Annotated in this window: 27 protein-coding genes; 25 read left to right on the forward strand and 2 right to left on the reverse strand. The window is 40.7% G+C overall.

From position 1 onward, the window contains the following. Positions 1-161: 161 nt before the first annotated feature. The 10 genes from NSS92_RS16865 (at position 162) to NSS92_RS16910 (ending at position 11,270) form a co-directional block, all read left to right on the forward strand. Positions 162-821 (forward strand): sugar transferase, encoded by a 660-nt coding sequence (locus NSS92_RS16865; RefSeq protein WP_034281119.1) that lies wholly within the window; start codon positions 162-164, stop codon positions 819-821. An 18-nt stretch (positions 822-839) separates the two neighbouring features. After that, on the forward strand, positions 840-2,291 hold the full coding sequence (gene tuaB, locus NSS92_RS16870; protein WP_340869440.1) for a teichuronic acid biosynthesis protein TuaB: 1,452 nt from the start codon (positions 840-842) through the stop codon (positions 2,289-2,291). Further along, entirely contained in the window at positions 2,288-3,472 is a 1,185-nt protein-coding gene (tuaC, locus tag NSS92_RS16875) for a teichuronic acid biosynthesis protein TuaC (RefSeq protein ID WP_267586756.1), read from the forward strand. The genes tuaB and tuaC overlap by 4 nt, the downstream gene beginning before the upstream one ends. A 79-nt stretch (positions 3,473-3,551) precedes the next feature. Then, complete coding sequence (tuaD, locus tag NSS92_RS16880; RefSeq protein WP_324290845.1) at positions 3,552-4,889, forward strand: UDP-glucose 6-dehydrogenase TuaD; 1,338 nt, start codon at positions 3,552-3,554, stop codon at positions 4,887-4,889. A gap of 14 nt (positions 4,890-4,903) precedes the next feature. Beyond that, on the forward strand, positions 4,904-5,833 hold the full coding sequence (locus NSS92_RS16885; protein ID WP_267586755.1) for an NAD-dependent epimerase/dehydratase family protein: 930 nt from the start codon (positions 4,904-4,906) through the stop codon (positions 5,831-5,833). 39 nt (positions 5,834-5,872) lie between these two features. Next, a complete protein-coding gene (gene tuaE / locus NSS92_RS16890; RefSeq protein ID WP_267586754.1) occupies positions 5,873-7,333 on the forward strand; it encodes a teichuronic acid biosynthesis protein TuaE in 1,461 nt (486 codons plus the stop codon). Between the two features lie 61 nt (positions 7,334-7,394). Next, positions 7,395-8,072: a teichuronic acid biosynthesis protein TuaF gene (gene tuaF, locus NSS92_RS16895; RefSeq protein ID WP_267586753.1), complete on the forward strand. Its 678-nt coding sequence runs from the start codon at positions 7,395-7,397 to the stop codon at positions 8,070-8,072. A gap of 24 nt (positions 8,073-8,096) precedes the next feature. Beyond that, positions 8,097-8,852, forward strand: a complete 756-nt coding sequence (gene tuaG, locus NSS92_RS16900) for a teichuronic acid biosynthesis protein TuaG (protein WP_041115571.1) — start codon at positions 8,097-8,099, stop codon at positions 8,850-8,852. 19 nt (positions 8,853-8,871) lie between these two features. Continuing rightward, entirely contained in the window at positions 8,872-10,068 is a 1,197-nt protein-coding gene (tuaH, locus tag NSS92_RS16905) for a teichuronic acid biosynthesis protein TuaH (protein WP_267587100.1), read from the forward strand. 134 nt (positions 10,069-10,202) lie between these two features. Then, entirely contained in the window at positions 10,203-11,270 is a 1,068-nt protein-coding gene (locus tag NSS92_RS16910; protein WP_267586752.1) for a glycosyltransferase family 4 protein, read from the forward strand. A gap of 35 nt (positions 11,271-11,305) precedes the next feature. Here NSS92_RS16910 and NSS92_RS16915 read toward each other — a convergent pair whose 3' ends face one another. Next, on the reverse strand, positions 11,306-12,397 hold the full coding sequence (locus NSS92_RS16915; protein WP_340869447.1) for an LCP family protein: 1,092 nt from the start codon (positions 12,395-12,397) through the stop codon (positions 11,306-11,308). Continuing rightward, positions 12,382-13,050, reverse strand: a complete 669-nt coding sequence (locus NSS92_RS16920) for a YigZ family protein (protein ID WP_012011434.1) — start codon at positions 13,048-13,050, stop codon at positions 12,382-12,384. The genes NSS92_RS16915 and NSS92_RS16920 overlap by 16 nt, the downstream gene beginning before the upstream one ends. A gap of 221 nt (positions 13,051-13,271) precedes the next feature. Here NSS92_RS16920 and NSS92_RS16925 point away from each other — a divergent pair, with 221 nt between their 5' ends. The 15 genes from NSS92_RS16925 to flaG all read left to right on the forward strand — a co-directional run bounded on the left by NSS92_RS16925 (position 13,272) and on the right by flaG (position 24,385). Continuing rightward, a complete protein-coding gene (locus NSS92_RS16925; RefSeq protein ID WP_003213166.1) occupies positions 13,272-14,447 on the forward strand; it encodes a sensor histidine kinase in 1,176 nt (391 codons plus the stop codon). Between the two features lie 64 nt (positions 14,448-14,511). After that, positions 14,512-15,201, forward strand: coding sequence for a two-component system response regulator DegU (gene degU / locus NSS92_RS16930; protein ID WP_008348273.1), 690 nt, complete (start codon positions 14,512-14,514; stop codon positions 15,199-15,201). A 215-nt stretch (positions 15,202-15,416) separates the two neighbouring features. Then, positions 15,417-16,259: a DegV family protein gene (locus NSS92_RS16935; RefSeq protein WP_267586750.1), complete on the forward strand. Its 843-nt coding sequence runs from the start codon at positions 15,417-15,419 to the stop codon at positions 16,257-16,259. 119 nt (positions 16,260-16,378) lie between these two features. Further along, the gene (locus NSS92_RS16940) at positions 16,379-17,776 is read left to right on the forward strand and encodes a DEAD/DEAH box helicase (RefSeq protein ID WP_340869449.1); all 1,398 of its coding nucleotides are present in this window, start codon (positions 16,379-16,381) and stop codon (positions 17,774-17,776) included. 49 nt (positions 17,777-17,825) lie between these two features. Beyond that, positions 17,826-18,119, forward strand: coding sequence for a late competence development ComFB family protein (locus NSS92_RS16945; RefSeq protein ID WP_267586748.1), 294 nt, complete (start codon positions 17,826-17,828; stop codon positions 18,117-18,119). 26 nt (positions 18,120-18,145) lie between these two features. Next, positions 18,146-18,802, forward strand: a complete 657-nt coding sequence (locus tag NSS92_RS16950) for a ComF family protein (RefSeq protein WP_340869451.1) — start codon at positions 18,146-18,148, stop codon at positions 18,800-18,802. A 56-nt stretch (positions 18,803-18,858) separates the two neighbouring features. Beyond that, entirely contained in the window at positions 18,859-19,278 is a 420-nt protein-coding gene (locus tag NSS92_RS16955; protein WP_142945312.1) for a TIGR03826 family flagellar region protein, read from the forward strand. A gap of 79 nt (positions 19,279-19,357) precedes the next feature. Then, positions 19,358-19,621 (forward strand): flagellar biosynthesis anti-sigma factor FlgM, encoded by a 264-nt coding sequence (flgM, locus tag NSS92_RS16960; RefSeq protein ID WP_340869456.1) that lies wholly within the window; start codon positions 19,358-19,360, stop codon positions 19,619-19,621. 18 nt (positions 19,622-19,639) lie between these two features. Next, on the forward strand, positions 19,640-20,122 hold the full coding sequence (locus NSS92_RS16965) for a flagellar protein FlgN (RefSeq protein WP_024423619.1): 483 nt from the start codon (positions 19,640-19,642) through the stop codon (positions 20,120-20,122). Between the two features lie 15 nt (positions 20,123-20,137). Next, positions 20,138-21,658 carry a flagellar hook-associated protein FlgK gene (gene flgK / locus NSS92_RS16970; protein ID WP_340869459.1) on the forward strand — a complete coding sequence of 507 codons (1,521 nt, stop codon included), beginning with the start codon at positions 20,138-20,140 and terminating at the stop codon, positions 21,656-21,658. Positions 21,659-21,667: 9 nt separating this feature from the next. Beyond that, positions 21,668-22,576, forward strand: a complete 909-nt coding sequence (gene flgL, locus NSS92_RS16975; RefSeq protein WP_340869461.1) for a flagellar hook-associated protein FlgL — start codon at positions 21,668-21,670, stop codon at positions 22,574-22,576. Positions 22,577-22,622: 46 nt separating this feature from the next. Next, entirely contained in the window at positions 22,623-23,201 is a 579-nt protein-coding gene (locus tag NSS92_RS16980) for a DUF6470 family protein (RefSeq protein WP_340869463.1), read from the forward strand. Between the two features lie 28 nt (positions 23,202-23,229). Continuing rightward, the gene (gene fliW, locus NSS92_RS16985) at positions 23,230-23,664 is read left to right on the forward strand and encodes a flagellar assembly protein FliW (protein ID WP_041088051.1); all 435 of its coding nucleotides are present in this window, start codon (positions 23,230-23,232) and stop codon (positions 23,662-23,664) included. Further along, positions 23,658-23,882, forward strand: a complete 225-nt coding sequence (gene csrA / locus NSS92_RS16990) for a carbon storage regulator CsrA (RefSeq protein ID WP_008360181.1) — start codon at positions 23,658-23,660, stop codon at positions 23,880-23,882. Before fliW ends, csrA begins: the two co-directional genes overlap by 7 nt. Positions 23,883-24,043: 161 nt before the next feature. Further along, positions 24,044-24,385 (forward strand): flagellar protein FlaG, encoded by a 342-nt coding sequence (gene flaG / locus NSS92_RS16995; RefSeq protein ID WP_340869468.1) that lies wholly within the window; start codon positions 24,044-24,046, stop codon positions 24,383-24,385. The last annotated feature ends 6 nt before the right edge of the window (positions 24,386-24,391 follow it).

Raw genomic sequence — 24,391 nt, forward strand, 5'->3', positions numbered from 1 at the left:
TTACGTTGAAAAGGGCATAACTTGATATAAGTGCACATTCTTAACACAGTTTTACAAGACTTAACAGCGCATTTACATTTGCTTAATGTTGCTCTGCTAAACTGACTTTCATAGAACATCTCTTTACACAACAACTACTTTGAATGGTGAGGTGCAGGTCAGTGAGTGCAGAGAAAGCGATGAATCTTTACAGAGAATATGAAGTGAGACGAAATCACTCTTTTGCCCTAACAGAACATATGGTTCGTTATTTATTTGCAAAACGTTTCATAGATTTAATGTTCTCGTTCATCGGATTGATGTTGAGTACGCCAATCATTTTGCTGTTTGCTCTTTTGATTAAGCTGGAAACACCAGGGCCAGCCTTTTATATGCAGGAAAGGGTCGGGAAAGACGGTGTTTACTTTAAATTATGGAAGCTCAGATCGATGAGAACTGACGCAGAAAGCGGAGGAGCGAAATGGGCGCAAAAAAATGACCCGCGTATCACCAAAGTGGGGGCATTCATCCGTAAAACAAGAATTGATGAACTTCCGCAATTTATCAATGTGTTAAAAGGAGAAATGAGTATCGTAGGTCCTCGTCCGGAAAGACCGATGTTTACCGCAGAATTTAATCGGACGATTCCAGGCTTCACAAAAAGATTGGCGGTAAAGCCGGGGCTGACAGGTCTTGCTCAAGTAAATGGCGGATATGAAATGAGTCCAAGTGAAAAATTAACACACGACTTACAGTATATTCAAAACTTGACATTTTCTCTCGACACGAAGATTATGGTAAAAACGTTAAAAGTCATCATGACTGGTGACGGAGCCAGATAAGTAAAGTAGGGAAGAGAAATGGCAAGTATGAAAAAACGCATGATAGGCGGGGCAAAATGGACAAGCTTGTCCGCATTGATCATCACCATCATCCAAATCGCACAGTTCGCCTTTTTAGGGAACGTGATGTCACTCAAGGAGTTTGGACTTGTTGGCATGATCACAACTGTCACAATATTTACGCAGATTTTGCTTGATCTAGGAATTGGGGCAGCGATCATTCAAAAGGAACAAACGACAGAACGTCAATTATCTACATTATATTGGATCAACTTGCTCACAGGGATTCTCTTGTTTTGTCTGCTCATCCTGCTAAGCCCAATGATAGCCGTTTTTTATAACCGGCCAGAGCTAGAGGGTCTGCTCAAGCTATTATCGATCATGTTTCTGATCGCACCGATTGGCCAGCAGTACCAATATATGATGCAAAAAGACTTAGCCTTTAAAACATTAAGCACCATTGAAACCATTGCGACCATCATATCGCTGCTCGTTTTACTCGTTTTCGCCTTCTTCATGAATCCGATTGTCGCCTATGTCATTTCTCAAGTACTGCTGCAATCAGGAAAAGGTCTTATGTATGCAGCGGCTTATTGGAAGAAGTGGCGTCCAGCACCTGTTTTTGCATTAGGAGAAGTGAAGGAATTTTTCTCATTCGGTGCATTCCAGCTCGCATCCAGACTGGTCAACCGAGCAGGATCAAACATCGACATGATTTTAATCGGCCGGTTTCTTGGAGCGGAAGCGTTAGGTATTTACAGCTTGGCGTATCAAATTGTGACAATACCCGTGCTGAAGATAAATCCGATTGTGACGAGAGTGGCTTTCCCAGTTTTCGCAAAAAGTCAGCGTGATCACTCCATGCTGCGAGAGGGCTTCCTAAGTATGACGAATATGCTCGCATTGGTTAGTTTTCCATTATTAATCGGCCTTGCTGCCGTATCAGACAGCTTTATAGAAGTCGTGTTTGGAGAGAAATGGCTAGTAGCTGTTCCGGTTTTAAATATATTGTGCATTGTCGGCCTGCTGCGTGTGCTGATGAATCCAAACGGTTCAATCCTTCTTGCAAAAGGGAGAGCGGACTTAGCCTTTTATTGGGATACGGGGATGCTCATCGTGTATGGCTGCGCATTATATGCAGGTGTCACGACAGGCAGTCTCCTCACAGTAGCTTGGATCTACTCAGGTGTCAGCCTGCTCAACTTTATTGTCGGCAGATGGCTGATGGCATATGTCATTCAGCTTGATATGAAGGTGTATTTAAAATCACTTGGAAAGCCCGCTGTCATGACGCTGCTCATGGCTGTCTGTGCGGTAGCTTTACATCAAGGGATGAAGCTGACATCAGCAGATATTTCACTTCAATTACTACTGACTGTTTGTGTCAGTGCTGCATTGTATGGCTTGCTGCTCATCAAAATGTATCCGCAGGCTGCAGGCAAATTATTGAGAAGAGGTCGTTCGTCATGAAGGTGCTATGGCTGACAAGTGTATATCCTAGTGAAAAACATCCGAGTGAGGGCGTGTTTCATGAAACGCAAGTGCAGGAGCTGCTCAAACAAGGAATAGAAGTAACTGTCATTTGTCCCAATCCAGTGAATCCGCCGGTATTACGGATGCTCAAGGCATCCTATCGGCAGAAAAGAGATCTGCCTGAACAGGAAGTGAGAAACGGAGTGACGGTATACAGACCGCCTTATCCAGCGCTCCCTGGACAGCTGAAATGGGCGCAGCCGAGTAAACGAATAGCGGCTTCCGTTCTCCGAGCAATGCAGCGTCATCAGCTGTCACCAGATTTTATCCATGCGCACTTTGCCATGCCGTCTGGCGGAGCGGCTGCTGTTATTCAGAAAGAAACGAAAATCCCTTATCTTCTGACCTTACACGGCAGTGATGTGAACGTATATCCGAGCTATAGCAAAGGGGCACAGGCAGCCTTTGAAACGGCGGTGAAGCAGGCATCTGCTGTTCTGACAGTGAGTGAGGAGCTGGCTAAAAAGACAAATGAGATGACGAAGGTAGAAGCAAAATGTCTTCCGCTTGGTATTCCGCTCCAATCATTTTCCAGAACGGAAGAAGATCAAGAAGGCATCAGAAAGCACTTAGGTTTACCGCTTCAAGATAAGCTCGTTGTTTTCGTCGGGCGATTAGTAAAAGAGAAGGGTTTGCTTGAATTAGCTGATGCTGTCAGCAGTATGGATGGGGTGAAAGCAGTCTTTGTCGGAAAAGGCCCCCTTGCAAAAGAGCTCACAGAACGGGCTGAAGCATCCATTATACTTCCAGGGCAGGTGCCGAATGAGCAGGTGAGAGACTACTTAATGGCAGCTGATCTGTTTACACTTCCTTCCTACAGTGAAGGAATGCCAACCGTCGTTCTAGAAGCGCTCGCTTTAAAAGTACCTGTCATTGCAACACGGGTTGGTGGTCTTCCATCCTTATTTTCTACCTATCAACACCTGCTCGTTGAACCTCGTTCGACGCGTCAGCTGAAAGAGGCGATTCACGCCTGCCTTTATGAAAACAGATGGAATGAGCAAGTGAAGAACGATCTTCATGAAATGGTTCATACAGAATATTCATCAGAACATAATGCGAAGCTTCTCATTCAGCAATATGAGAAGGTGCTCAATCAATCAACACCCATCGTTTAAACAAGATGAAATGTGCAAAGAATGATAGATAGATAAACAGCTTGGAACGGACAATATGCTTTTATTGAGAGGATGAAAAATGTTGAAGAAAATTGCTGTGATTGGAACAGGGTATGTCGGGTTAGTATCGGGTACTTGTTTTGCTGATATCGGAAATCGTGTCATCTGCTGTGACATCGATGAATCAAAAATCAACAGCTTAAAAAGTGGTGTCGTTCCCATTTATGAACCAGGTTTAAAGGAATTGATTGAAAAGAATACAGTAGAAGGAAGACTGTTTTTTACAACGAATATTCCTGCCGCTATTAGGGAATCAGAGATTATCTATATTGCCGTAGGAACACCGATGACACCACAGGGGGAAGCGGATTTAACGTACGTGAAAGCCGTCGCTCAAACGATCGGTGAACACCTGAATGGCTATAAAATCATCGTCAATAAAAGCACAGTGCCCGTTGGAACAGGCCGTCTCGTTCAAGCCATTGTTGAAAAGGCATCGCGCAGCAAATATCCTTTTGATGTCGTATCCAATCCAGAGTTTCTCCGAGAAGGCTCTGCGATTCAAGACACGATGAATATGGAGCGGGCAGTCATTGGTTCGACTAGCACTCATGCCTCCACCATCATCAAAAGGCTGCATGATCCGTTTCAAACAGAGGTTGTGGAGACCAACTTAGAAAGTGCTGAAATGATTAAGTATGCTGCAAATGCCATGCTTGCCACAAAAATCTCATTTATTAATGACATTGCAAATATTTGCGAAAGGGTAGGCGCTGACGTTGAAAAAGTCAGTGAAGGAGTTGGATTAGACAGCCGCATCGGGCATAAATTTTTAAAAGCAGGCATTGGATTTGGGGGATCCTGTTTCCCGAAAGACACGATGGCTCTTCTCAAAATTGCCGAAACATCCGGGTACCGGTTCAAGCTGATCGAATCTGTCATTGAAACGAACAACAACCAAAGAGCCCACCTTGTCAGCAAATTGATGAGTGTGTTCGGTGATATTAAAGGAAAAACCATTTCTGTCTTAGGCCTCGCATTCAAACCGAATACAAATGATATGCGTTCAGCGCCTGCATTAGATATTATCCCAATGCTGAGAGAGCTAGGGGCTTTTGTGAAAGCTTATGATCCGATTGCTTATGTGGAAGCAGAACGGGAGCTTGGTCCGCAGGCGGTCTTCAGCAATGATCTGTATGAAACAGTAAAAGATACGGATGCCTGTCTCATCCTAACAGAATGGGATGACGTACAGAAGATGGATAAAGACCAGATCAAGCAGCTGCTTCGTTCACCGATTGTAATTGATGGAAGGAATTTGTTTGATCCAGCAGAAATGAAAGAGAGAGGATTTATTTACCAGTCTATCGGCCGCCCGAGTGTATGGGAAGCAGAATTGGTATCGAAGGCACAATAACAGGGGGAGCTTGGATGAAGAAAGTATTGGTTACTGGGGGAAGCGGATTTATTGGATCACATACGGTAGAGGCTTTACTAGAAAAAGGCTATGAGCCCATCGTTCTTGATAACTTTTCAACTGGATCTCGAGAAAATATTGCCCATCTTTCCGTGCAATGCATGGAGGCAGATGTTACAAAGCCAGCGACGATTGATTTGATCAAACAAATCGCACCGGATTATATCATTCACCTTGCAGCACAAGTAAGTGTAGCCGTTTCCGTTCAGAATTTCGTATATGACGAAGAGGTCAATATAAAAGGATCTCTGCACGTCATGAAAGCCGCGGCTGAAGCAGGAGTGAAGAAAGTGATCTTTGCCTCATCAGCAGCTGTCTATGGAGACCCGGTGTATCTGCCAGTGGACACCGCTCACCGGCTGAAGCCTGGTTCACCTTATGGCTTAGCAAAACTGACAGTAGAGCGCTATTTAGAAATGGCAAAATCACTCTATGATGTGGACTATTGTATTCTCAGATACAGCAATGTATATGGTCCGCGCCAAGACGCACTTGGCGAAGGCGGTGTTGTCTCTATTTTCTCTGATAAGTTTGCAAAGGATGAGGCCCCTTTTATCTTTGGAGATGGGGAACAAACAAGAGACTTCATCTATGTGGGTGATCTAGCGGCAGCGAATGTTGCGGCTTTAACAGCCCAATCAAACGTTTGTTTAAATATCTCGTGTGGTGATTCCATCACTGTAAATGAACTGTTTCAAACGATGAAACAGGTAACGAGATCACAGCTTGAACCGATTTACAAGCCGCAGCGTGCAGGAGATATCGTGCATAGTACATTGGCAAATGAGGAAACGAAACAAGTCTTAGCATGGGAGCCTGTTGTGAGTTTACAGGAAGGTTTGGCTCGTACCATTTCCTACTATAAACAGGAAGTCAAGGCTTAATCCCTCAAATCGGATGGGTTGCTTAGGAGGAAAATGGGTATGAGTGTGAAACAAACAGCATGGCAAATCATGATCGGATGTATATTATTTGCAGCAGGGCTAGGACTTCTACAAATGGCGTCTGCGCAGCCCGCCGGGTTAAAAAAGATCGTCGCCATTCCGGTCCTGCTTTTGGTCCTGACAGCTTTTCTCGTGTTGATGAAACTATACATGAACGGTGAGCAAGTGTTCATGTCAGCCATTTATCTTTTAATTGCATTGACCTTTCTCAACAACGCTTTCTTTTCAATTAGTGCCGGGTTCTTTAGTCTTTTTCTCTACCGTATCATGCTCATTGCCGCCTTTGCTTTATTTATATGGCGGATGAGAGATAAGGGGACGTACATATCGCAGTGGCAGCAGATTCGTGTAAAAGGGATTCTTGGTTTTTTCGCTGCATGGTTTCTTTACGGGCTCATCTCACTGCTGTGGGCTCATTCGGTCACAGACGGTCTCAAATATATGTCCCTGCTTGCGATGGGGATGGGATTTGTCTTTCTTGTGGTCATGTACATTCAGCGAATGGATCAAGTGATCACGTTTTATAGCATTTGGCTCGTCATGACTGTATTTGTCATGGGGATAGGGTTTTATAATCACTTTACTTTGAACCATTTACCGAATACTTCATTGTATCTTGGGCCGGCGTATAAACAGCACTATCCTACAGCTGTCTTTTTTAATCAAAATGACTTCGCGACGTTTTTATCGATTAGCTTTTTCTTATATTTAGCGTGTATGCGGCAAATGAAAAATGGTTATATCAAAGCATTTGGATTATTTGGTGCCATCGCAGCACTGTATCTCATCTTGTTAACAGAATCCCGCGCCAGCCTGCTTGGCATATTTGCAGGAGCGGCCATCTATGTGTGGCTGCTAATGCCGCGCTTTCTCAAAAAGTGGTCACTCATCGCAGCAGGCGGACTTGGTGTTATCTGTATCGCTGTTTTTTCAGCCAAGATTTATTCAGTCTTTTATGACTTGTTTCTCGCTTCTCAGGTCGCGCATTCTTTTAGTGAACCACTCCCATCCAACATTGCGAGAGCGAATTTGATCAAAAATGCATGGCATTTCTTTACGGATTCATACGGGTTCGGTGTCGGAGCGGGGAATGTATCTTACTACTTAGCCCACTTTTCGATCTTTGATACAGATCAAGTCGTTGAAGTGCACAATTGGCTGCTGGAAGTGATGACGAACTTTGGATTTGCGGTCATGCTGGGCTATATTTCAGTCTACGCTTATCTCATGTTCACGCTGTATAAACAATACCAATGGGCTGACACAAGATCAGCAAAAATGATCATTGAAGGTTTGTTTGCTGCCATGCTGAGCTTTCTCGTTTCAAGTATCAGTCCTAGTTCTGTCTCGAATTTATATTTCCACTGGGTCTTTTTAGGACTCGTAATCGCAGCGGTGAATATGTTGAAAAACAAACAGCGCTTGGTAAACCGTGTGTGATGCTGCGCTAGTATGGCTACACTAATGAAAAAGCAAATACGTCAATGTTGGGAGAATGAACATGTCTGGTTTCATATCTAGAATAGGGAAGCGAATCAAAAAGTATATTGTATGGCTTGTGCTGCTGCCTGTCGTATTAGGCGCTTTTGGATTCTTTTTTGCCAAAGGAACAGTGCAGCAGTCTAGTTACACAGCTGCCGTTACCTTCACACTTGGTAAATATGATGACGGAGTGTATAACAATATCGCAGAAGTGACATCTCTATTAAAAAGCGATGCATTTTTGAATGAAGCGCTCAGTGATGTTAAAGAAGAAGAAAGGCAGGATGTGAAAAGCCGCCTCATCCTCACCAATCAATCAGATACACAATTACAGCTGTCCTTCACAGATGCTGATAAGGATCATGCTTTAGCTGTCGTGAAGCAGGTGTCGGATACATTTCTGAAGCAAGACAAAGCATTATTTACAAAAAGGCAGCAGGTGATTGAAAGTAGATTATCTGCTCTAGAGGACGAATCTGTCAGCAACGATTCCAAAGTAGATAAAGAACGATTTTTATATGAATTGGAGTCTACAAAGCTTGGAATGAAGCAGGCGAAGATTGTTGATCCTGCCCAAGTTCTTGATGAAGGCAATAAAGGCATGTCAGCGAAAAAGCGGGCACTGCTTGGACTTGTCATTGGCTTTAGCATCTCGCTCATGTTTGTGGTCTTACCCGAAGTGTTCAAAGAATCTTAATGATGAACTGGAGATGAGTCTTAGGTGAACAATCAACCGTTAGTATCAATCATTACACCGGCCTATAATGCGGAACGTTATTTAACGGATACAGTTCATTCCGTCCTTGCCCAAACCTATTCTAATTGGGAACTGATCATCGCAGATGATTGTTCAACAGATGGAACAAGGAAGCTGCTTGGGGACTTAAGTGAAGCAGACGACAGAATCAACGTCATTTATTTAGAGCAAAATGGGGGAGCCGCTATCGCCAGAAACGCAGCCATCAAACAGGCAAAAGGCCGCTTCATCGCTTTTTTAGACAGCGATGATAAATGGAAAGAGACGAAGCTTGAAAAGCAGGTAGACTTCATGCTGACAAACGATTATGCCTTTACATTCACGGCATATGACATCATTGCAGAAAATGGAGAACCGTTAGAAAAAACTGTCACTGCACCAGCAAGATTAACTTATGATGAAGCCTTGAAAAACACCATTATCGGCTGTTTAACGGTGATGCTTGATGTACAGAAGATAGGACATATAGAAATGCCGAACATCCGCACAAGACAGGATCTAGCTACGTGGCTGTCCATATTAAAAAGAGGATTTACAGCCTATGGTATGAGTGAACCGCTCAGTGAATACCGGATCGTTGGAAACTCGATCTCTAGTAACAAGTGGAAAGCGGCGAAAAAAACGTGGTTCGTCTACAGAGAAATTGAGCAGCTTCATTTTGTCAAAGCATCTTGGTGTTTTATGCACTATGCGACAAATGCTGTGAAGAAGCGCTTATAAACAGAAGGGAAAAAAGGTGATAAAGGTGAAAGCAGACTCGATCATACATGTTATCGTAGCGACGGGAGAATGGGGACAGGACGGCCTGAGGTACAGAAGGCATCGACTGGCGGAATTTCTAGCATCTGATCCAGAAACGAAAGAGGTCATCTGGGTATGCCCATCTGCATCCCGTCACACAGCTCCCTTTCAGCCCATAACCGATCGAATGAAGCAATTGACCATTCCTGATGTGCTCAAGAGCAAATTTTTCCGCTTTGGCCGATATCAAGACATGTTCTATATGCATAAATTGTCCCCTCTTCTTGAGCATTTGCGGCAGGAGGAAAAGAAGGGAATCGCTGTTTGCTTATGGTATACGTTTCCGGGCTTTCCGCTCTTATCTTCTTTATTTGAATGGAAACATATTGTCTATGACTGCAGTGACCTGTGGGGAGAGCCGATAAGCGGCAAAAATAATTTACTTTCTTATATGAGGCAGCGTGTCATTGTCAAAGCAGAAAATCGAATCATCAAATACGCACACAGCATTACATGCTCTTCTCAATACTTACACGATCAAATCAAAAAACGTCTTATGGGCGAACCAAAAGATGTGTTTACAGTGGAAAATGGCGTCGAGTATGATGTGTTTGCGAAAAGCAATCTTCCGTGTAAGGAGGATGTGCTGCAAGGAAGAGACGGAACTGTTCTTGGTTTTATTGGAGGCATCAAGCCGAAGCTGGACTTTGACATGATAGCAGAAGCTGCTCGCATGCAGCCTGATTGGACATTTTTATTTGTCGGTCCGGATGGAACAAATGGCGATCCATCTTTTCAGCATGCACTTAAACTGCCGAATGTGATTTGGACAGGTGCTGTTGCACCAGAAGAAGTGCCTGCGTATATGAAACTGATTGATGTAGGCATGATGCCGTACAAACAATCTCCTTACAATCAAGCCGTGTTTCCGCTCAAGCTATATGAATTTTTAGCCGCAGGAATACCGGTTGTCGGTTTAAATCTTCCGTCAACGGAAAGGCTAAAAGAGAATGATGTGTATGAATATTTAGAGGGCGAAGATCCTGCACTCTTCGTAGAAGCCTGCCAAAAAGTGATCAGCAAAAAAGACGACATGACCTATAGACATCTAAGACAAAGCCGTGCGAAGAAAAAAGATTGGCACGCGCTGTTCACAAACATGGTGGAACTAACGAATATTAAAGAAAACGCATAATTCATCAGGGATTGTGCGTTTTTATTTGTTTCTTCTTCACAGGGGGAGCTTGTGATCATCCTCTATTCAATTGTATAATGGAAAGAGCGGCCAATATACAAAATACAGATTTCAATTTAGAAGGAGACTGACCTATGGATTACGAACGCGCCTTATTAGCGTTTTTTGTCTCTCTGGCTACAGTTTTAATTGTGACACCAATCGTCAAAAAGTTTGCAATTAAGATTGGTGCAGTGGACCAGCCGAATAAACGAAAAGTTCATGATAAAGTAATGCCTCGAATGGGCGGTTTGGCAATTTTTATTGGGGTAGCGGCTGGAGCATTAGCAGGCGGGCTGTTTCTACATAATAAAATTACAGCAATTTCAGTTGGTGCCGTACTCATCGTCATTCTAGGTATATTTGATGATAAATATAATTTAAGTGCAAAATTTAAATTTCTCGTACAAGTTCTTGTTGCTTGTCTGATTGTAAGCACGGGCTTAAAAATGGACTTTTTCTCTGTTCCTTTCTTAACAGATCGAATTGAGTTAGGCTGGATGGCATATCCCCTAACCGTGTTATGGATTGTCGGAATTACAAATGCCATTAATTTAATTGACGGTCTTGATGGACTGGCTGCCGGTATTTCTGTCATCGGTTTATCAACCATTGCCGTGATGGCATTTTCAGCTGATAAAGTTCTGATTCTTTCTTTATCTCTTGTTGTCATTGGCAGTACCATCGGCTTTCTCTTTTACAACTTTCATCCGGCGAAGATTTTTATGGGTGACACCGGTTCGCTCTTTTTAGGCTATATGATCTCGGTACTGTCACTTTTAGGGCTATACAAAAGTGTCACTTTGTTTAGTGTTGTGGTCCCAGTGATCATCTTAGGTGTCCCTATTTTCGATACCACCTTTGCCATCATTAGACGAATATTAAACAAACAGCCGATCTCAGCACCTGACAAATCTCATATTCATCATAGACTGATGGCCTTTGGCTTGTCTCATCGCATGGCTGTCATCGTGATTTATATGATTGGCTTAGTCTTTAGCTTAAGTGCGATTTTGCTGACAAGCGCCACCATTTGGCTATCACTGATTATTATCTTTTTACTGGTCATGTTCATGCAAGTGATTGCGGAAGTCACAGGTTTGGTGAATGAAGAGTTCAAACCATTTACGAAATTTTATAAACGAATGGTCAAAAGACAGTAAAAAACAGCCCGTTCCTAGGAACTGGGCTGTTTTTATTATTGTCCAGGTGTGCTGGTTGAAGAGTTAGGTGTATCACTTGACCCTGTTTCACCAGAGGACGGATTGGTTTGTGAATCTGTTTCAGTTGAAGATTCAGCAGGAAGCTTTAAATGCGTCCGTAATTCATTTTGTACGTTAGCTAGATTGGTTGGATCTGGCTCAAAGTAATACGTGCGATTTGGCCCTAAATAAAGGTCTGATCCTTTAATAGAAAGCGTTTCTGTGTCGTCTCCTTTAAATCCGCTGTAGATTTGCTGAAGTGCAAGACCTTCTGTGATACGGAAATTGGTCGTAATGTGATCACTGACTTCTTTAGCAATGTTATCGACGTTCGCAATGTTATTTGGCTTCGCCATTTGATCAATCATTGCACGTAAAATTTGTTTCTGACGATCGTTACGTCCGAAATCACCACGTGGATCTTGTTTTCTCATCCGTGCGTAAGCAAGTGCTTCTTCCCCATTTAAATGCATATTGCCTTTTTTGAAGTAAATCTTTTTCGATTTTTTAACATCACTTTTTTCATCGAAGTCAAATGGAACATCAATATCAATTCCGCCGACCTCATCAATGACATCCTTGAATCCGTCAAAATCAACGGTTGCATATTTATCGATCGGAATATGCAAGAATTGTTCGACAGTTTCAATCGTTTCGTCTTTACCACCTTTAGCAAATGCTGCATTGATCTTTTCTTTACTTCCTGTCGTATCACTTGCAAGCTGTACGCGTGTGTCACGAGGGATACTAACCATTTTCATCGTTTTGTCTTGGGGATTAATCGTTGCGACAATGAGTGAATCTGAACGGCCATGATCACCCTTTGTGGCATAATCCTCAATTCCGACAAATAGTACAGAGAAAGGTTTTTTCTTAATATCAATGACAGCATCACGAAGCTTCGATTTCTCTCCGCGCTCTAGTTCATCATATGTTTTGTCAGCAGCTTGAAGTGTATTGACGATTTTATATACCGCAAATCCGCCCATGCAGATGATAAGAAGCAAAAATAAGACCAGAATACGTTTGATAATTCTCTTCTTCTTACTCTTTTTCTTTCGTACGCGCACTTTTACTCGTTGTGCCATTCATCTGTCTCCTTTATCGGACCAATGTCCTTTTCTAAATAAATCAGTTCGCCTTCTTTTGTAACACTCTTTCCATTTGTCAGCTCAGTCATCCACTCAATGAACTGCTCTGTTTGTGTTTCTTCGACATATGTCTCAAAAATAACATCTTCTGCATAATGGATTTCTTTTAGCTGAAAAGATGAGGCTCTAAGCTCATTCTCTACCTTTCCAAGCCATGTATAATCTATTGTTGTGTGCATTGTACGCATTAAACAGCGCTCTACCATACCAACGTGGTTGATAGCTTCTGATACAGATTTTCCGTAGGCACGAATCAATCCACCGGCACCAAGCTTAATACCGCCGAAATAACGAGTGACCACAACGACTGTATCTTTCAGCTTCCGTTTTTTTAGCACTTCAAGCATCGGCACACCTGCTGTACCGCTTGGTTCACCATCATCATTCGCTTTTTGAATCAGGTCATGTTCACCAATGAGATAGGCTGAACAATTATGTGTGGCATTCCAATGTTGTTTTTTAATGGATTGTATAAATGCTTGTGCTTCTTCTTCTGAGACAGCACGCTGTATATGACAAATAAAACGTGATTTTTCAATGACGATCTCATGCTCGCCACGACTTTTTACTGTAAGATAGCGATTCAGCAAAAGACATACCCTCCTGACAAGCAAATTGTAAGACTAGTGAAAATTTGCATTGGTTTTAGAATTTTACAGCGTATTTTGTTATGATGATAGGAGCGGAAAAAGGGTCGTCATAAAAACTTCATAATTTATACGCATTCTTTCATTATAATTCGACATAAAATGCAGATCAATGACATTTATAATAAAAAAAGATGACATCACTGTTACGGGAGGGAAAAGCCATGACAACACCCAAAATGGATCCGAAATTATTGGATTCAATCATCATGAAAATGCTAAGTACAGTTGATGGCAGCAAGGACGAAGTATTTAGAATAGGCGAACAGTCCCGTCAACAATATGAAAGCCTAGTAGAAGAGCTCAAGCAAATCAAGCAGCAAGTAAACGAAGTAATTGATTTTGGGGATAAGCTGGAAGTCCATACAAGACATGCTAGAAATCGCTTATCTGAGGTCAGCAGAAACTTCAACAAATTTAGCGAAGAAGAAATACGTGAGGCCTACGAAAAAGCACATAACTTGCAAGTGGAACTAACCATGATCCAGCAGCGTGAGAAGCAGCTGAGAGAAAGAAGAGATGATCTGGAAAGACGATTATTAAGCTTACAAGACGTCATTGAACGTTCTGAAACGCTTGTGAGTCAGATTACAGTTGTTCTCAACTATCTCAACCAGGATTTACGCCAGGTCGGTGTTTTACTTGAAGATGCTCAAGCAAAACAAGATTTTGGTCTCAGAATTATTGAAGCCCAAGAAGAAGAACGCAAAAGAGTGTCTCGGGAAATTCATGACGGCCCTGCTCAAATGCTGGCAAACGTGATGATGCGTTCCGAATTAATTGAACGAATTTTTAGAGACCGCGGTACAGAAGAAGGCTTTAAAGAAATTAGAAGTCTCAGACAGAATGTGCGAAATGCACTGTACGAAGTGAGAAGAATCATTTATGATTTAAGACCGATGGCTTTAGATGATTTGGGTCTGATTCCGACACTGAGAAAATACTTAAACACAATTGAAGAATATGATGGGAAAACCAAAATTACGTTCCAATGCCTAGGTGATACAGAAAGCGAAAGAATTGCTTCTCAATTTGAAGTAGCACTGTTTAGACTAGCCCAAGAAGCTGTCACAAATTCATTAAAGCATTCTGAAGCTGAAGAAATCTCTGTCAAAGTAGAAGTAACGAAAGACTTTGTGACCTTAATTATTAAAGACGATGGAAAAGGTTTTGATATGAAAGATGTGAAAACAAACAAAAACAAATCCTTCGGTTTACTTGGCATGAAAGAACGCGTAGACTTACTAGAAGGTAAAATGACCATAGACTCAAAAATAGGTCTAGGGACATTCATCATGATTCGCGTGCCATTAACATTGCAAAATAAAATTGTAAAATAGAGTCAAAAGACATATTGACCATAAAGTTCAGGTGTAGAACAATAAACATGGGGAGGCGTAGCTTGTGACTAAAGTAAATATTGTAATTATTGATGACCACCAATTATTCCGTGAAGGTGTCAAACGGATTTTAGATTTTGAACCTACTTTTGAAGTAGTTGCAGAAGGAGACGACGGTGACGAAGCTGCACGTATCGTAGAACACTATCATCCGGATGTTGTCATTATGGACATTAATATGCCGAATGTAAATGGTGTTGAGGCTACAAAGCAGCTTGTTGAGCTTTATCCCGAATCAAAAGTCATTATTCTATCTATTCATGACGATGAAAACTATGTAACACATGCATTGAAAACAGGGGCGAGAGGCTACCTGTTAAAAGAAATGGATGCAGACACACTCATCGAAGCAGTGAAAGTTGTAGCTGACGGAGGCTCTTATTTACATCCGAAAGTCACTCATAACTTAGTAAATGAATTCCGACGCCTAGCGACTAGTGGCGTTTCAGCACATCCACAGCACGAGGTATATCCTGAAATTCGCAGACCACTTCATATTTTAACTAGACGTGAATGTGAAGTTCTTCAAATGTTAGCTGACGGAAAGAGCAACAGAGGAATTGGTGAATCGCTCTTTATTAGTGAGAAAACAGTCAAAAACCACGTGAGTAACATTTTGCAAAAAATGAATGTAAACGACCGAACACAAGCTGTTGTTGTAGCTATTAAAAACGGCTGGGTAGAAATGAGATAATGTTCCGGACAAGTACTCCTTTTTCGCCTGTTTTTGGTTCTCTCACATTTTAGCTGGAGAGAAATGGTGGGCAGGGTAGGAGTATTTTTCGGATATAGCGGGCTTGCCTATTGATTAGGCAGGCTTTTTTGATTACTATTATAAATCTAATGAAAAAATGATCATTCTTTTAAAATAAAAAAGAGTAACTTAACAAATAAGGAAGGTATTTAAGAATGAAAATAGCCGTTGTAACAGACAGTACTGCTTATCTACCACAAGAGCTGCGTGATAAACATGATATTCATATGATTCCCCTCAACGTCATCTTTGGCAGCGAATCCTACCGTGAAGAAATAGAAATGGACTGGAAGACATATTATGAAGAAATCAAAAAACACAAAGATCTTCCAACAACCTCTCAGCCTGCTTTCGGTGAATTAATAGCCTTATATGAAAAACTAAGTGAAACATACGACGCCGTGATTAGTATTCACCTTTCAAGTGGAATTAGTGGAACATACAATAGTGCTGCCTCAGCGAATGATTTAGTTGACGGGATTGACATTTATCCGTTTGATACAGAAACAAGCTGTATGGCACAAGGTTTTTATGTGTTAGAAGCTGCTGAAAAAATCCAAGAGGGTGCTTCTTTAGAAGAAGTGTTAGCACATCTAAATTACCTGAAAGAAAGTCAGCGGGCGTATTTTATGGTAGACGATTTAACTCATTTGCAAAGAGGCGGCAGATTAAATGGTGCTCAGGCTTTTATTGGAAGCCTCTTAAAGGTAAAGCCTATTCTGCATTTTGACAACAAGCTAATTGTTCCTTTTGAGAAGATTCGCACACGTAAAAAAGCCATTTCACGTATTTTTGAATTATTTGATGAAGATGCATCACGTGGTGTTCCGATGAGAGCAACTCTGATACATGGTAATAGAGAAGAAGAAGCAGAAGAATTAATTGCGCACTTATCCGAAAAATATCCTCATGTTGAATTTTATAAAAGCTACTTTGGCGCCGTGATCGGCACCCATCTAGGTGAAGGCTCTTTAGCCCTTGGCTGGGTGATTAGATAAATCCTAAAAACCTCTTTTCTTATGGAAAAGGGGTTTTGTTTTTCTATTTTACCTGTTGGACGAAAGGTCATGTCTTTGCGCATAATAGGCAAACATCAATTGAAAGGTGTTTGGTGAAGTTGAACATGGACAAAGCAATGAAACTAAAGCAGCAGCTGCATTCACGCCATCTGCTCACTGTTGAAACAAGGTGCTCACAGTCCAATTTAGATTGGCTGGAGGAGAAAGGCTTAGTCAATCGAACACCTGCCATTGAGAGGAAAGCAGGTGGTTTTACATGCTGCCGGTGTGGTGTATCACATAAGCGGTACTTTGCTCACTCTCCATGTGAAGTGTGTCAAAAGGATTGTGTGTACTGTAGATCATGCATCATGATGGGAAAAGTAACTGAATGTGGATTTCTTTATGAATGGACAGGTCCACAAATGGTAGAAACATATCGAGCCGAATTAACATGGCAGGGAGAGCTGTCTAAAGGACAAAAAAGAGCATCAGAAAGAATGATCGAAGCTATTAAAAACAAATTTGACCTACTCGTCTGGGCGGTTTGCGGGGCAGGGAAAACGGAAGTGCTCTTTCATGGAATTGAATATGCATTAAATCAAGGAATGAGTGTCTGTATTGCGACACCTAGAACAGATGTTGTGCTTGAACTCGAACCACGGCTTAGAAAAGCATTTCAAGGGATAACAATAGCCGTACTTTATGGAGGCAGTTCACAAAGGTTTCAAATAGCACCGCTTGTGATCACCACAACCCACCAGCTGATGAGATACAAAAATGCATTTGATGTGCTCATTGTAGATGAAGTCGATGCCTTCCCTTATTCAATGGATGAACGTCTCCAATTTGCTGTTCTAAAGGCGATGAGAAAGAACGGAGGGGTAAGGATTTATTTAAGTGCGACACCCTCTAAAAAAATAACGAGAGAGGTTTCTCGTGGAAAACTGGAAGCGATAAAAATTCCTCTGCGTTTTCACCAGCAACCATTACCCGTCCCGACCTTTCAATGGATCGGACATTGGAAAAAGAAATTAAAAAAGAAGCAGCTTCCTTCTAAAGTGATGAATTGGATGCAGAGACATATTGCAAATAAGAGAAGAGTATTACTTTTTGTTCCTTCAATTGCTGCCATGAAGAAGGTAACGAAGATTCTTCGAGAACACTCCTTAAACGTGGAGGGAGTATCTGCCGAGGATCCAGATAGGAAACAAAAGGTTCAGCACTTTAGAGATTACGCATACGATGTACTAGTTACAACCACTATTTTAGAAAGAGGCGTAACCATTCCGAATGTTCAAGTGGGGGTACTAGGTTCGGAATCTACTATTTTTACAGAGAGTGCACTTGTTCAGATTTCTGGAAGAGTGGGCAGACATCCCGATTATTGTACAGGAGATGTTTTCCTTTTTCATTTTGGTTTAACGAGAAGTATGAAACAAGCAAAGAAGCATATCGTAAGAATGAATGATACGGCTGCAAAAGAGTTTTCTGAAAAACAGTGTGGCTTCAACTAAATCATGGTACATTATATTCACAATACACAAATGGCAGGAGAGACAAAATATGCTACTCAATGCAAAAGAAATACTACTCAAGGAAATTCTCTATCAATATCTCAACCAATTAAACATGATTTGTCATTGTGAAAAGTGTATAGAAGATGTATTAGCAATTTCACTGAATCAAGTGAAACCACAATATATAACAGATATCGATAAAATATCTTACAGTAAATCTGAGATGGTCGATAAACAGAAGAATACGGCTATGCTGGTCATTCTGACAGAAGCAGCTTCCAAGGTCTCCGCATTTCCAAGGTGCGAAAATCGCCTGCTGCTGAACAAGGAAACCAATTGATTTGCTCAATTTGCGATGGGCATTTTGTGCCTGCTTTTACATGGAAATCATTACTTCTATTAAATGATGATCGGCTTTGTGTAGCATGTAAGAATCACTTAGTAAAGATTGAGCGTCCTATTTGTCCAACCTGTGGAAGGGCGCAGTTAAATGATCAAATGTGCCAAGACTGTGATAGATGGAATGAACGCCCTGATTCTACTAAAGTCCTTATAAAAAATAGGTCAGTTTATACTTACAACGAGTTGATGAAAGATGTCCTTGCCCGCTTTAAATTTCGGGGTGATACGGCTTTAGTTGAGCTGTTTAAACGAGATGTACAAGCAGCATTTAAACGTTCCTTCTGCATAAAAGACCCATTGCTGATCCCGATCCCTTTAAGTAATGAAAGACTAAAAGAAAGAGGGTTTAATCAGTCCGTTGTCATCGCTTCCTTGATAGGTAAGCCGATATTGCAGCCACTCGTGAAAATACATCAAAGTAAGCAGTCCAAAAAAAAGAAAAATGAACGCCTAGATCAAAAAGGATTGTTTCAAATAAAGCAAACAGATGTGATTGTTCAAAGGGATATTATATTAGTTGATGATATCTATACAACGGGAGCAACCATTTATGATGCGGCAAGAATTTTGAAAGACGCAGGTGCCAAAAGTGTTTCTTCTTTTACGTTGATACGTAGTTAAAAATCATGATAATTAACCGATAATAAGAAAAGAAAATAACGTAAGGGGTTTTGGTTATGAATCAATTGGCAAACTGTCCACAATGTAATCAGCTATTTTTAAAAACCACCATCCAAACGGTTTGTAACAAATGCTTTGAAGAAGAAGAACGTTCATTTGATATTGTATATAAATTCTTGAGAAAACAAAGTAATAGACAATCAACCATCGCTGAAATAGTAGATGCAACAGAAGTTGATGAAGAATTAATCTTGAAATTTATTCGTTTGAAAAGACTGCAAATTAGTCAATTTCCGAATATTAATTATCCTTGTGAAAGATGTGGCAAAGCGATCAGGAAAAACAAGCTATGCAGCCAATGTGAACAGGATATTCATTCGCAAATCAGCCAAATGAACCAAGAAGAGGAGCGTAAAAGGGAGATTGAATCTAGGAAAAAAGACACCTATTATGCCATTAATCCTAAAAACGACTGATTCCCTAAACTAAGTTGCAGTTTGGTCGATAAAATGGATAGAATCAAGACAGACTGTAACGGAAAGCGAGAGGAATCCCGTGAAAATTAATCGATATGGAACACAACCAGTAAATCCTTACAAGAAAACATATGAGAAACAAACGTTGCAATCGAATCAAGCTAACTCAACTGATAAAGTCGAAATTTCTAAAAAGGCAATCGAAATGCAAAAGGTGCCGAATATTATGAGAGAACGCCAAGATAAAATTGACCAAATTAAAAAAAGCATTGAAGCCGGAACATATCAAGTAGATACAAAAGGCATTGCAGATAAAATGCTGAATTTTTATAAACAACAATAACAAAAGGGAGCAGCGTGAATGTCAGTTAAAATAATTATTGAAGAACTGCATCGTCTCTATGGATTGCATGAACAGCTTTTAAAGCTATCTAAGGATAAAACAGAAATGCTGAAAAGTAATGAGATTGATGCTCTTTCAGAGGTTCTGAATTTAGAGCAAAAGTATATTCAGGCCATTTCTCAATTAGAAGAAAAACGAATTGAAGCGACCGTTCAATTTTTACAAAGTGATCAATCGCCAACCATCACTGCATGTATCGAAAAGGCTGAAGGTACAGATCAAGAAGAGCTCATTTCATTATATGAGAAATTAAATGACATCATGGTGGAACTAAAAGATGTAAATGAACTGAACAAACAGCTTATTCAGCAGTCACTTCAATTTATTTCACTGACATTCGATCTGGTTAACCCTAATAAAGAAAATATGAATTACGGACAAAATGGTCTTGAGAGTTCAAAGCCTAAACAGCAAAGGGCTTTGTTTGATTCAAAGGCGTAAACAAGGAGGATACCAATGGGTTCTACATTCATGGGACTAGAAACGGCAAAAAGAGGAATCACAGCCCAGCGTGCAGGGCTTTATGTCACATCAAACAACGTCTCCAATGCAAATACGGAGGGCTACTCAAGACAAAGAGTGACCTTTAAAGCAGAAAATCCTTATCCAGTCATTTCTGTTTATGATGGCAAGACGTATGGTCAAATGGGGACAGGTGTACAAGTTGGAACGGTTGAAAGAATTCGAGACAGCTTTTTAGATCTGCAATATAGAGATCATAACAACAACTTGTCTTACTACTCAACGAAGTCAGATGCCCTTTCACAGATGGAAGGGGTTATGAATGATTTGACGGATGAAGGCTTGAACAGAGCCTTTGATAACCTTTGGAAATCATTACAGGTGCTATCGGAAACTAAAAATGCTGATACGGCTTCTGCACGTACAGTTGTTAAAACAAGTGCACAGGCTTTAGTTGACCAATTCCGTCTGCTCAATTCTTCTTTAACAACGATACAAAAGAATTTGAAAACGGAACTCGATTCAACAGCCAAAGATGTAAACACTCTTTTATCTCAAATAGATGAAGTGAACAAACAGATTGCAGCAGTTGAGCCAAATGGATATCTTCCAAATGATCTTTATGATACACGTGATACTTTGGTAGATCAATTATCCTCACTTGTTGATATTAAGGTCAGCTACAATCCACCTGGCGGTAATGCACTCAAAATTGCTGAAGGAACTGTCAACATCGACATTATCGGTGCAAATGGACAATCTGCAGGAAACATTTTGAATGGTATTACGAACGAAAAGTCTGAACTGCAAATCTCTTACGATAATACAACGGGACTTGTTAACTCACTTCAATTCGGAACAACAACTATTGCAGCGGATCAATTACAAGTAAACGGAAAAGTAAAAGCACTTGTTGAGGTTTACGGCTACATGTCAAATGGTGCTGAAAAAGGCATGTATCCAGATATGCTTGCAGAGCTGGATGAAGTAGCACAAGTATTTATGGATACATTTAACGATGTACATAAGCAGGGGTACACGTTAACTGGTGCAAGTGGACAAGACTTTTTTGACATCGAGAATAACAATGATTTGAATAAAGGTTTGGCAGCTCGTATTAAAGTGAGCGATGTCATTTTAGCATCAACAGATAATATTGCAGCATCTCTCAACCAAACACAAGGTGACGGTTCGAATGCTACGAAATTAGCTAATATACAAGACTTAAAGTTACCAATCGGCGGCAATACAACGACCATTCAAGATTACTACCAAAATGTCATTGCTGAGATGGGGATACAAGGGAAAAAGAACATGACGCTTGAAAGCAGTTCAGCTGCTCTTGTCAATTCAGCCAATGAACGTAGAATGTCGACTAGTGCTGTCTCCATCGATGAAGAAATGACGAATATGATCCAATTTCAGCATGCATATAATGCGGCTGCGAGAATTATGACATTACAAGATGAAGTATTGGATAAGGTAATAAACGGCATGGGTGTCGTAGGAAGGTAGGGATAACTGATGCGAGTCACACAAGGTATGATTTCTCAAAACTCACTTCGAAATATTAGTAAAAGTTATGAAAAACTTTCTAAAATTAATGAGCAGGCACAAACAGGCAAACGTTTCACGAAAACGTCTGATGATCCTGTTGCAGCAGTGAAAAGCCTTCAATATAGTACTGCCTTGTTTCGAAATGAACAATATAAAAATAACTTAAATGAAGCACAAAACTGGATTGATACATCGGAAACAAGTGTCACTGAAATCATTGATATTATGTCAAATATACGAGATAAAGTGCTTGATGCGGCAAACGGAACAAAGCAGCCCGAAGATTTAGCAGCTATTGGAGTGGAAGTTGGCCAGATGAAGAAGCAAATCATTGATGCGATGAACACTCAAATGCTAGGTAAGTTCGTATTTAATGGAACAAGTACAAATGTCAAGCCAGTTGTTGAGAATGCAGACGGTACGTATACATTTAATTTCGAAAATTATACAGATGCAAATGCTGTTCAAGCGAACATTTCTGATGGTATCACTTTAAATGTAAACTCAAATCCAATTTCAGCGTTTGGTGGACAGGCCAGCGGTCAAAATGTTATTGAGATGCTGACTGATTTAGAAAACTCATTGAAAAATGGAACGTTCGCGAATTCTGATGATGCATTAGCAAGTATCGATCAGTTTAAAGAAGTGATGAGTGCTGAACGATCTGATCTAGGAGCGCGTTCGAATCGTGTTGACTTAGTAGGAAGCCGTTTGACTTCACAATTTGAAGTACTGAAAAATGCCAAATCAGATAATGAAGATGTTGAAAGTGAAAAGGCAATTCTTGATCTTCTTCAACAAGAGACGGTAAATAGAGCTGCTTTAGCGACAACAGCTAAAGTCATTCAGCCATCCCTTGTTGATTTCTTAAGATAATAAAAAGCATCCGATGGGTGCTTTTTTGCATCATGGAGGTGAACATATGCAAATCCCTAGATTGTTAATGCAGCAAACCTATGCAAAGCTTCAAATGTCGACAACTCCTTCCCGGCAAGAAGTAGAGCAGCCACGAGCGGACCTTGAGATTCAGCAGCCACGAGCTGTCATGGATATCAAAAGGACACCATCGAAATTAACCATTGATCAAACCGAGGCATTTGCCGACATGGACATCAAGTCGATTTTTAGGCGTTCTGAGGAATGGGCAGCAGAGGGAAAGCGTGCTGTTGGAGAAGGAATGGGCCGAAGAGCGGAAGAAGGAAGTGAACTCGTCAAGATCGAGAATGGTGGGAATGCGATTGCTGAGTTTGCCAAAATCAATGGCAGTCCTCCAGCAAAGCAATTCACCATTGGAGTAATACCTTCATTCTTTAGTGTGAAAATTCACTATCAGCCTTCTGAGCTTCAAATTGATGTGGAGCCGCAAAAGGCAGTCATAGAGGCAACACCTCATAAACCAATCGTTAACTACCAGCCAGGTAAGGTCAATATTGATATGTTACAATACCCAGAATTAAAAATAGAAGTTGACGAAACGGGCCAAAATGGTGATAAGGTATAGTTAAGAAAAACGAAAAAGGTCGTGAATTATGATCATTCAAACAAAATACCATGGTGAAGTGACAATCAAAGAGGAGCAAATCATCAACTTCTCTAATGGGATACCAGGATTTCTGGATCAAAAACAGTTTGTCATTTTGCCTTTATCAGAAGAGTCTCCATTTTTAGTTCTTCAATCATTGAAAAACGCAGCATTAGGTTTTATCGTCAGCAGCCCATTTTTATTCTTCAATCAATACGAATTTGATTTAGACGAGACGGTTGTAGACATTCTAGAAGTAGAAGATGCCAATGATGTGGAAGTAATGGTTATTTTAACAATGGAATCATCTATAGAAAAAACAACAGCCAATTTAAGAGCGCCTATTATTGTGAACCGGAAAAACATGAAAGCCAAGCAGGTAATTTTGCATGATTCAGCCTATCATACAAAACATTTGTTAGAGGTGGCATCCTCATGTTAGTGCTGTCTCGTAAATTAAACCAGTCGATTCAAATAGGCGATGATATTGAAGTCAAGATTATTTCAATCGAAGGCGATCAAGTGAAAGTCGGGATAGAGGCTCCTAAGCACATTGATATTCACAGGAAAGAAGTGTACCTGTCAATTCAAGAAGAGAACAATCGTGCAGCGAGTTTATCCTTAGATCTCCTCTCTCAATTATCCTCACAAAAAAAGTGAGGATTTTTTTATCGCATTCAGCTGCCCTTCTCCGTGTGAAAGCGTTTCGATACAGATGTTCATGGTCTATAGGAAACTTTAACAAATCGGTCCATCTATATTTAATTTGAAAATTCAAAGCCGATATAAAAGATAGATTAAAGCACAGGAGCTGAATAACTATGTCTGTTGGTAAGTTGACATCGCTAGAGCCAATTATCGATGCATTTCAAACCCGTGTTTCTAATAACCAGAATGACAATGTAAACACTGACTCACAAGCAAGTGGCAGGGCTGTTTCAAAAGAAGAAATTGAAAAAACTCTTCAAGGGGCAAACCAGCTCATTGAGCCTACTCAATTTCATCTTCAATTCGAATTACATGAAAAACTCAATGAATACTATGTCAAAGTCGTAGATAACCAAACAGAAGAAGTCATTAGAGAAATTCCTTCCAAGGAATGGCTTGATTTCTATGCGGCGATGACAGAAATTGTCGGTTTATTTGTAGATAAAAGAATGTAAATGAAG

The sequence above is a fragment of the Bacillus sp. FSL M8-0166 genome (assembly GCF_038008825.1).
Lineage (GTDB): Bacteria > Bacillota > Bacilli > Bacillales > Bacillaceae > Bacillus > Bacillus safensis.

What these genes read in the sequence shown, in the direction of transcription:
- tuaD (WP_324290845.1), top strand. Translation starts at nt 3,552, where the DNA reads ATGTTGAAGAAAATTGCTGTGATTGGAACAGGGTATGTCGGGTTAGTA.
- tuaC (WP_267586756.1), top strand. Translation starts at nt 2,288, where the DNA reads ATGAAGGTGCTATGGCTGACAAGTGTATATCCTAGTGAAAAACATCCG.
- NSS92_RS16965 (WP_024423619.1), top strand. Translation starts at nt 19,640, where the DNA reads ATGTCAGTTAAAATAATTATTGAAGAACTGCATCGTCTCTATGGATTG.
- tuaB (WP_340869440.1), top strand. Translation starts at nt 840, where the DNA reads ATGGCAAGTATGAAAAAACGCATGATAGGCGGGGCAAAATGGACAAGC.
- flgL (WP_340869461.1), top strand. Translation starts at nt 21,668, where the DNA reads ATGCGAGTCACACAAGGTATGATTTCTCAAAACTCACTTCGAAATATT.
- NSS92_RS16935 (WP_267586750.1), top strand. Translation starts at nt 15,417, where the DNA reads ATGAAAATAGCCGTTGTAACAGACAGTACTGCTTATCTACCACAAGAG.
- NSS92_RS16885 (WP_267586755.1), top strand. Translation starts at nt 4,904, where the DNA reads ATGAAGAAAGTATTGGTTACTGGGGGAAGCGGATTTATTGGATCACAT.
- flaG (WP_340869468.1), top strand. Translation starts at nt 24,044, where the DNA reads ATGTCTGTTGGTAAGTTGACATCGCTAGAGCCAATTATCGATGCATTT.
- NSS92_RS16980 (WP_340869463.1), top strand. Translation starts at nt 22,623, where the DNA reads ATGCAAATCCCTAGATTGTTAATGCAGCAAACCTATGCAAAGCTTCAA.
- NSS92_RS16925 (WP_003213166.1), top strand. Translation starts at nt 13,272, where the DNA reads ATGACAACACCCAAAATGGATCCGAAATTATTGGATTCAATCATCATG.
- NSS92_RS16915 (WP_340869447.1), bottom strand. Translation starts at nt 12,397, where the DNA reads ATGGCACAACGAGTAAAAGTGCGCGTACGAAAGAAAAAGAGTAAGAAG.
- fliW (WP_041088051.1), top strand. Translation starts at nt 23,230, where the DNA reads ATGATCATTCAAACAAAATACCATGGTGAAGTGACAATCAAAGAGGAG.
- NSS92_RS16910 (WP_267586752.1), top strand. Translation starts at nt 10,203, where the DNA reads ATGGATTACGAACGCGCCTTATTAGCGTTTTTTGTCTCTCTGGCTACA.
- NSS92_RS16955 (WP_142945312.1), top strand. Translation starts at nt 18,859, where the DNA reads ATGAATCAATTGGCAAACTGTCCACAATGTAATCAGCTATTTTTAAAA.
- tuaE (WP_267586754.1), top strand. Translation starts at nt 5,873, where the DNA reads ATGAGTGTGAAACAAACAGCATGGCAAATCATGATCGGATGTATATTA.
- tuaF (WP_267586753.1), top strand. Translation starts at nt 7,395, where the DNA reads ATGTCTGGTTTCATATCTAGAATAGGGAAGCGAATCAAAAAGTATATT.
- NSS92_RS16945 (WP_267586748.1), top strand. Translation starts at nt 17,826, where the DNA reads ATGCTACTCAATGCAAAAGAAATACTACTCAAGGAAATTCTCTATCAA.
- csrA (WP_008360181.1), top strand. Translation starts at nt 23,658, where the DNA reads ATGTTAGTGCTGTCTCGTAAATTAAACCAGTCGATTCAAATAGGCGAT.
- flgK (WP_340869459.1), top strand. Translation starts at nt 20,138, where the DNA reads ATGGGTTCTACATTCATGGGACTAGAAACGGCAAAAAGAGGAATCACA.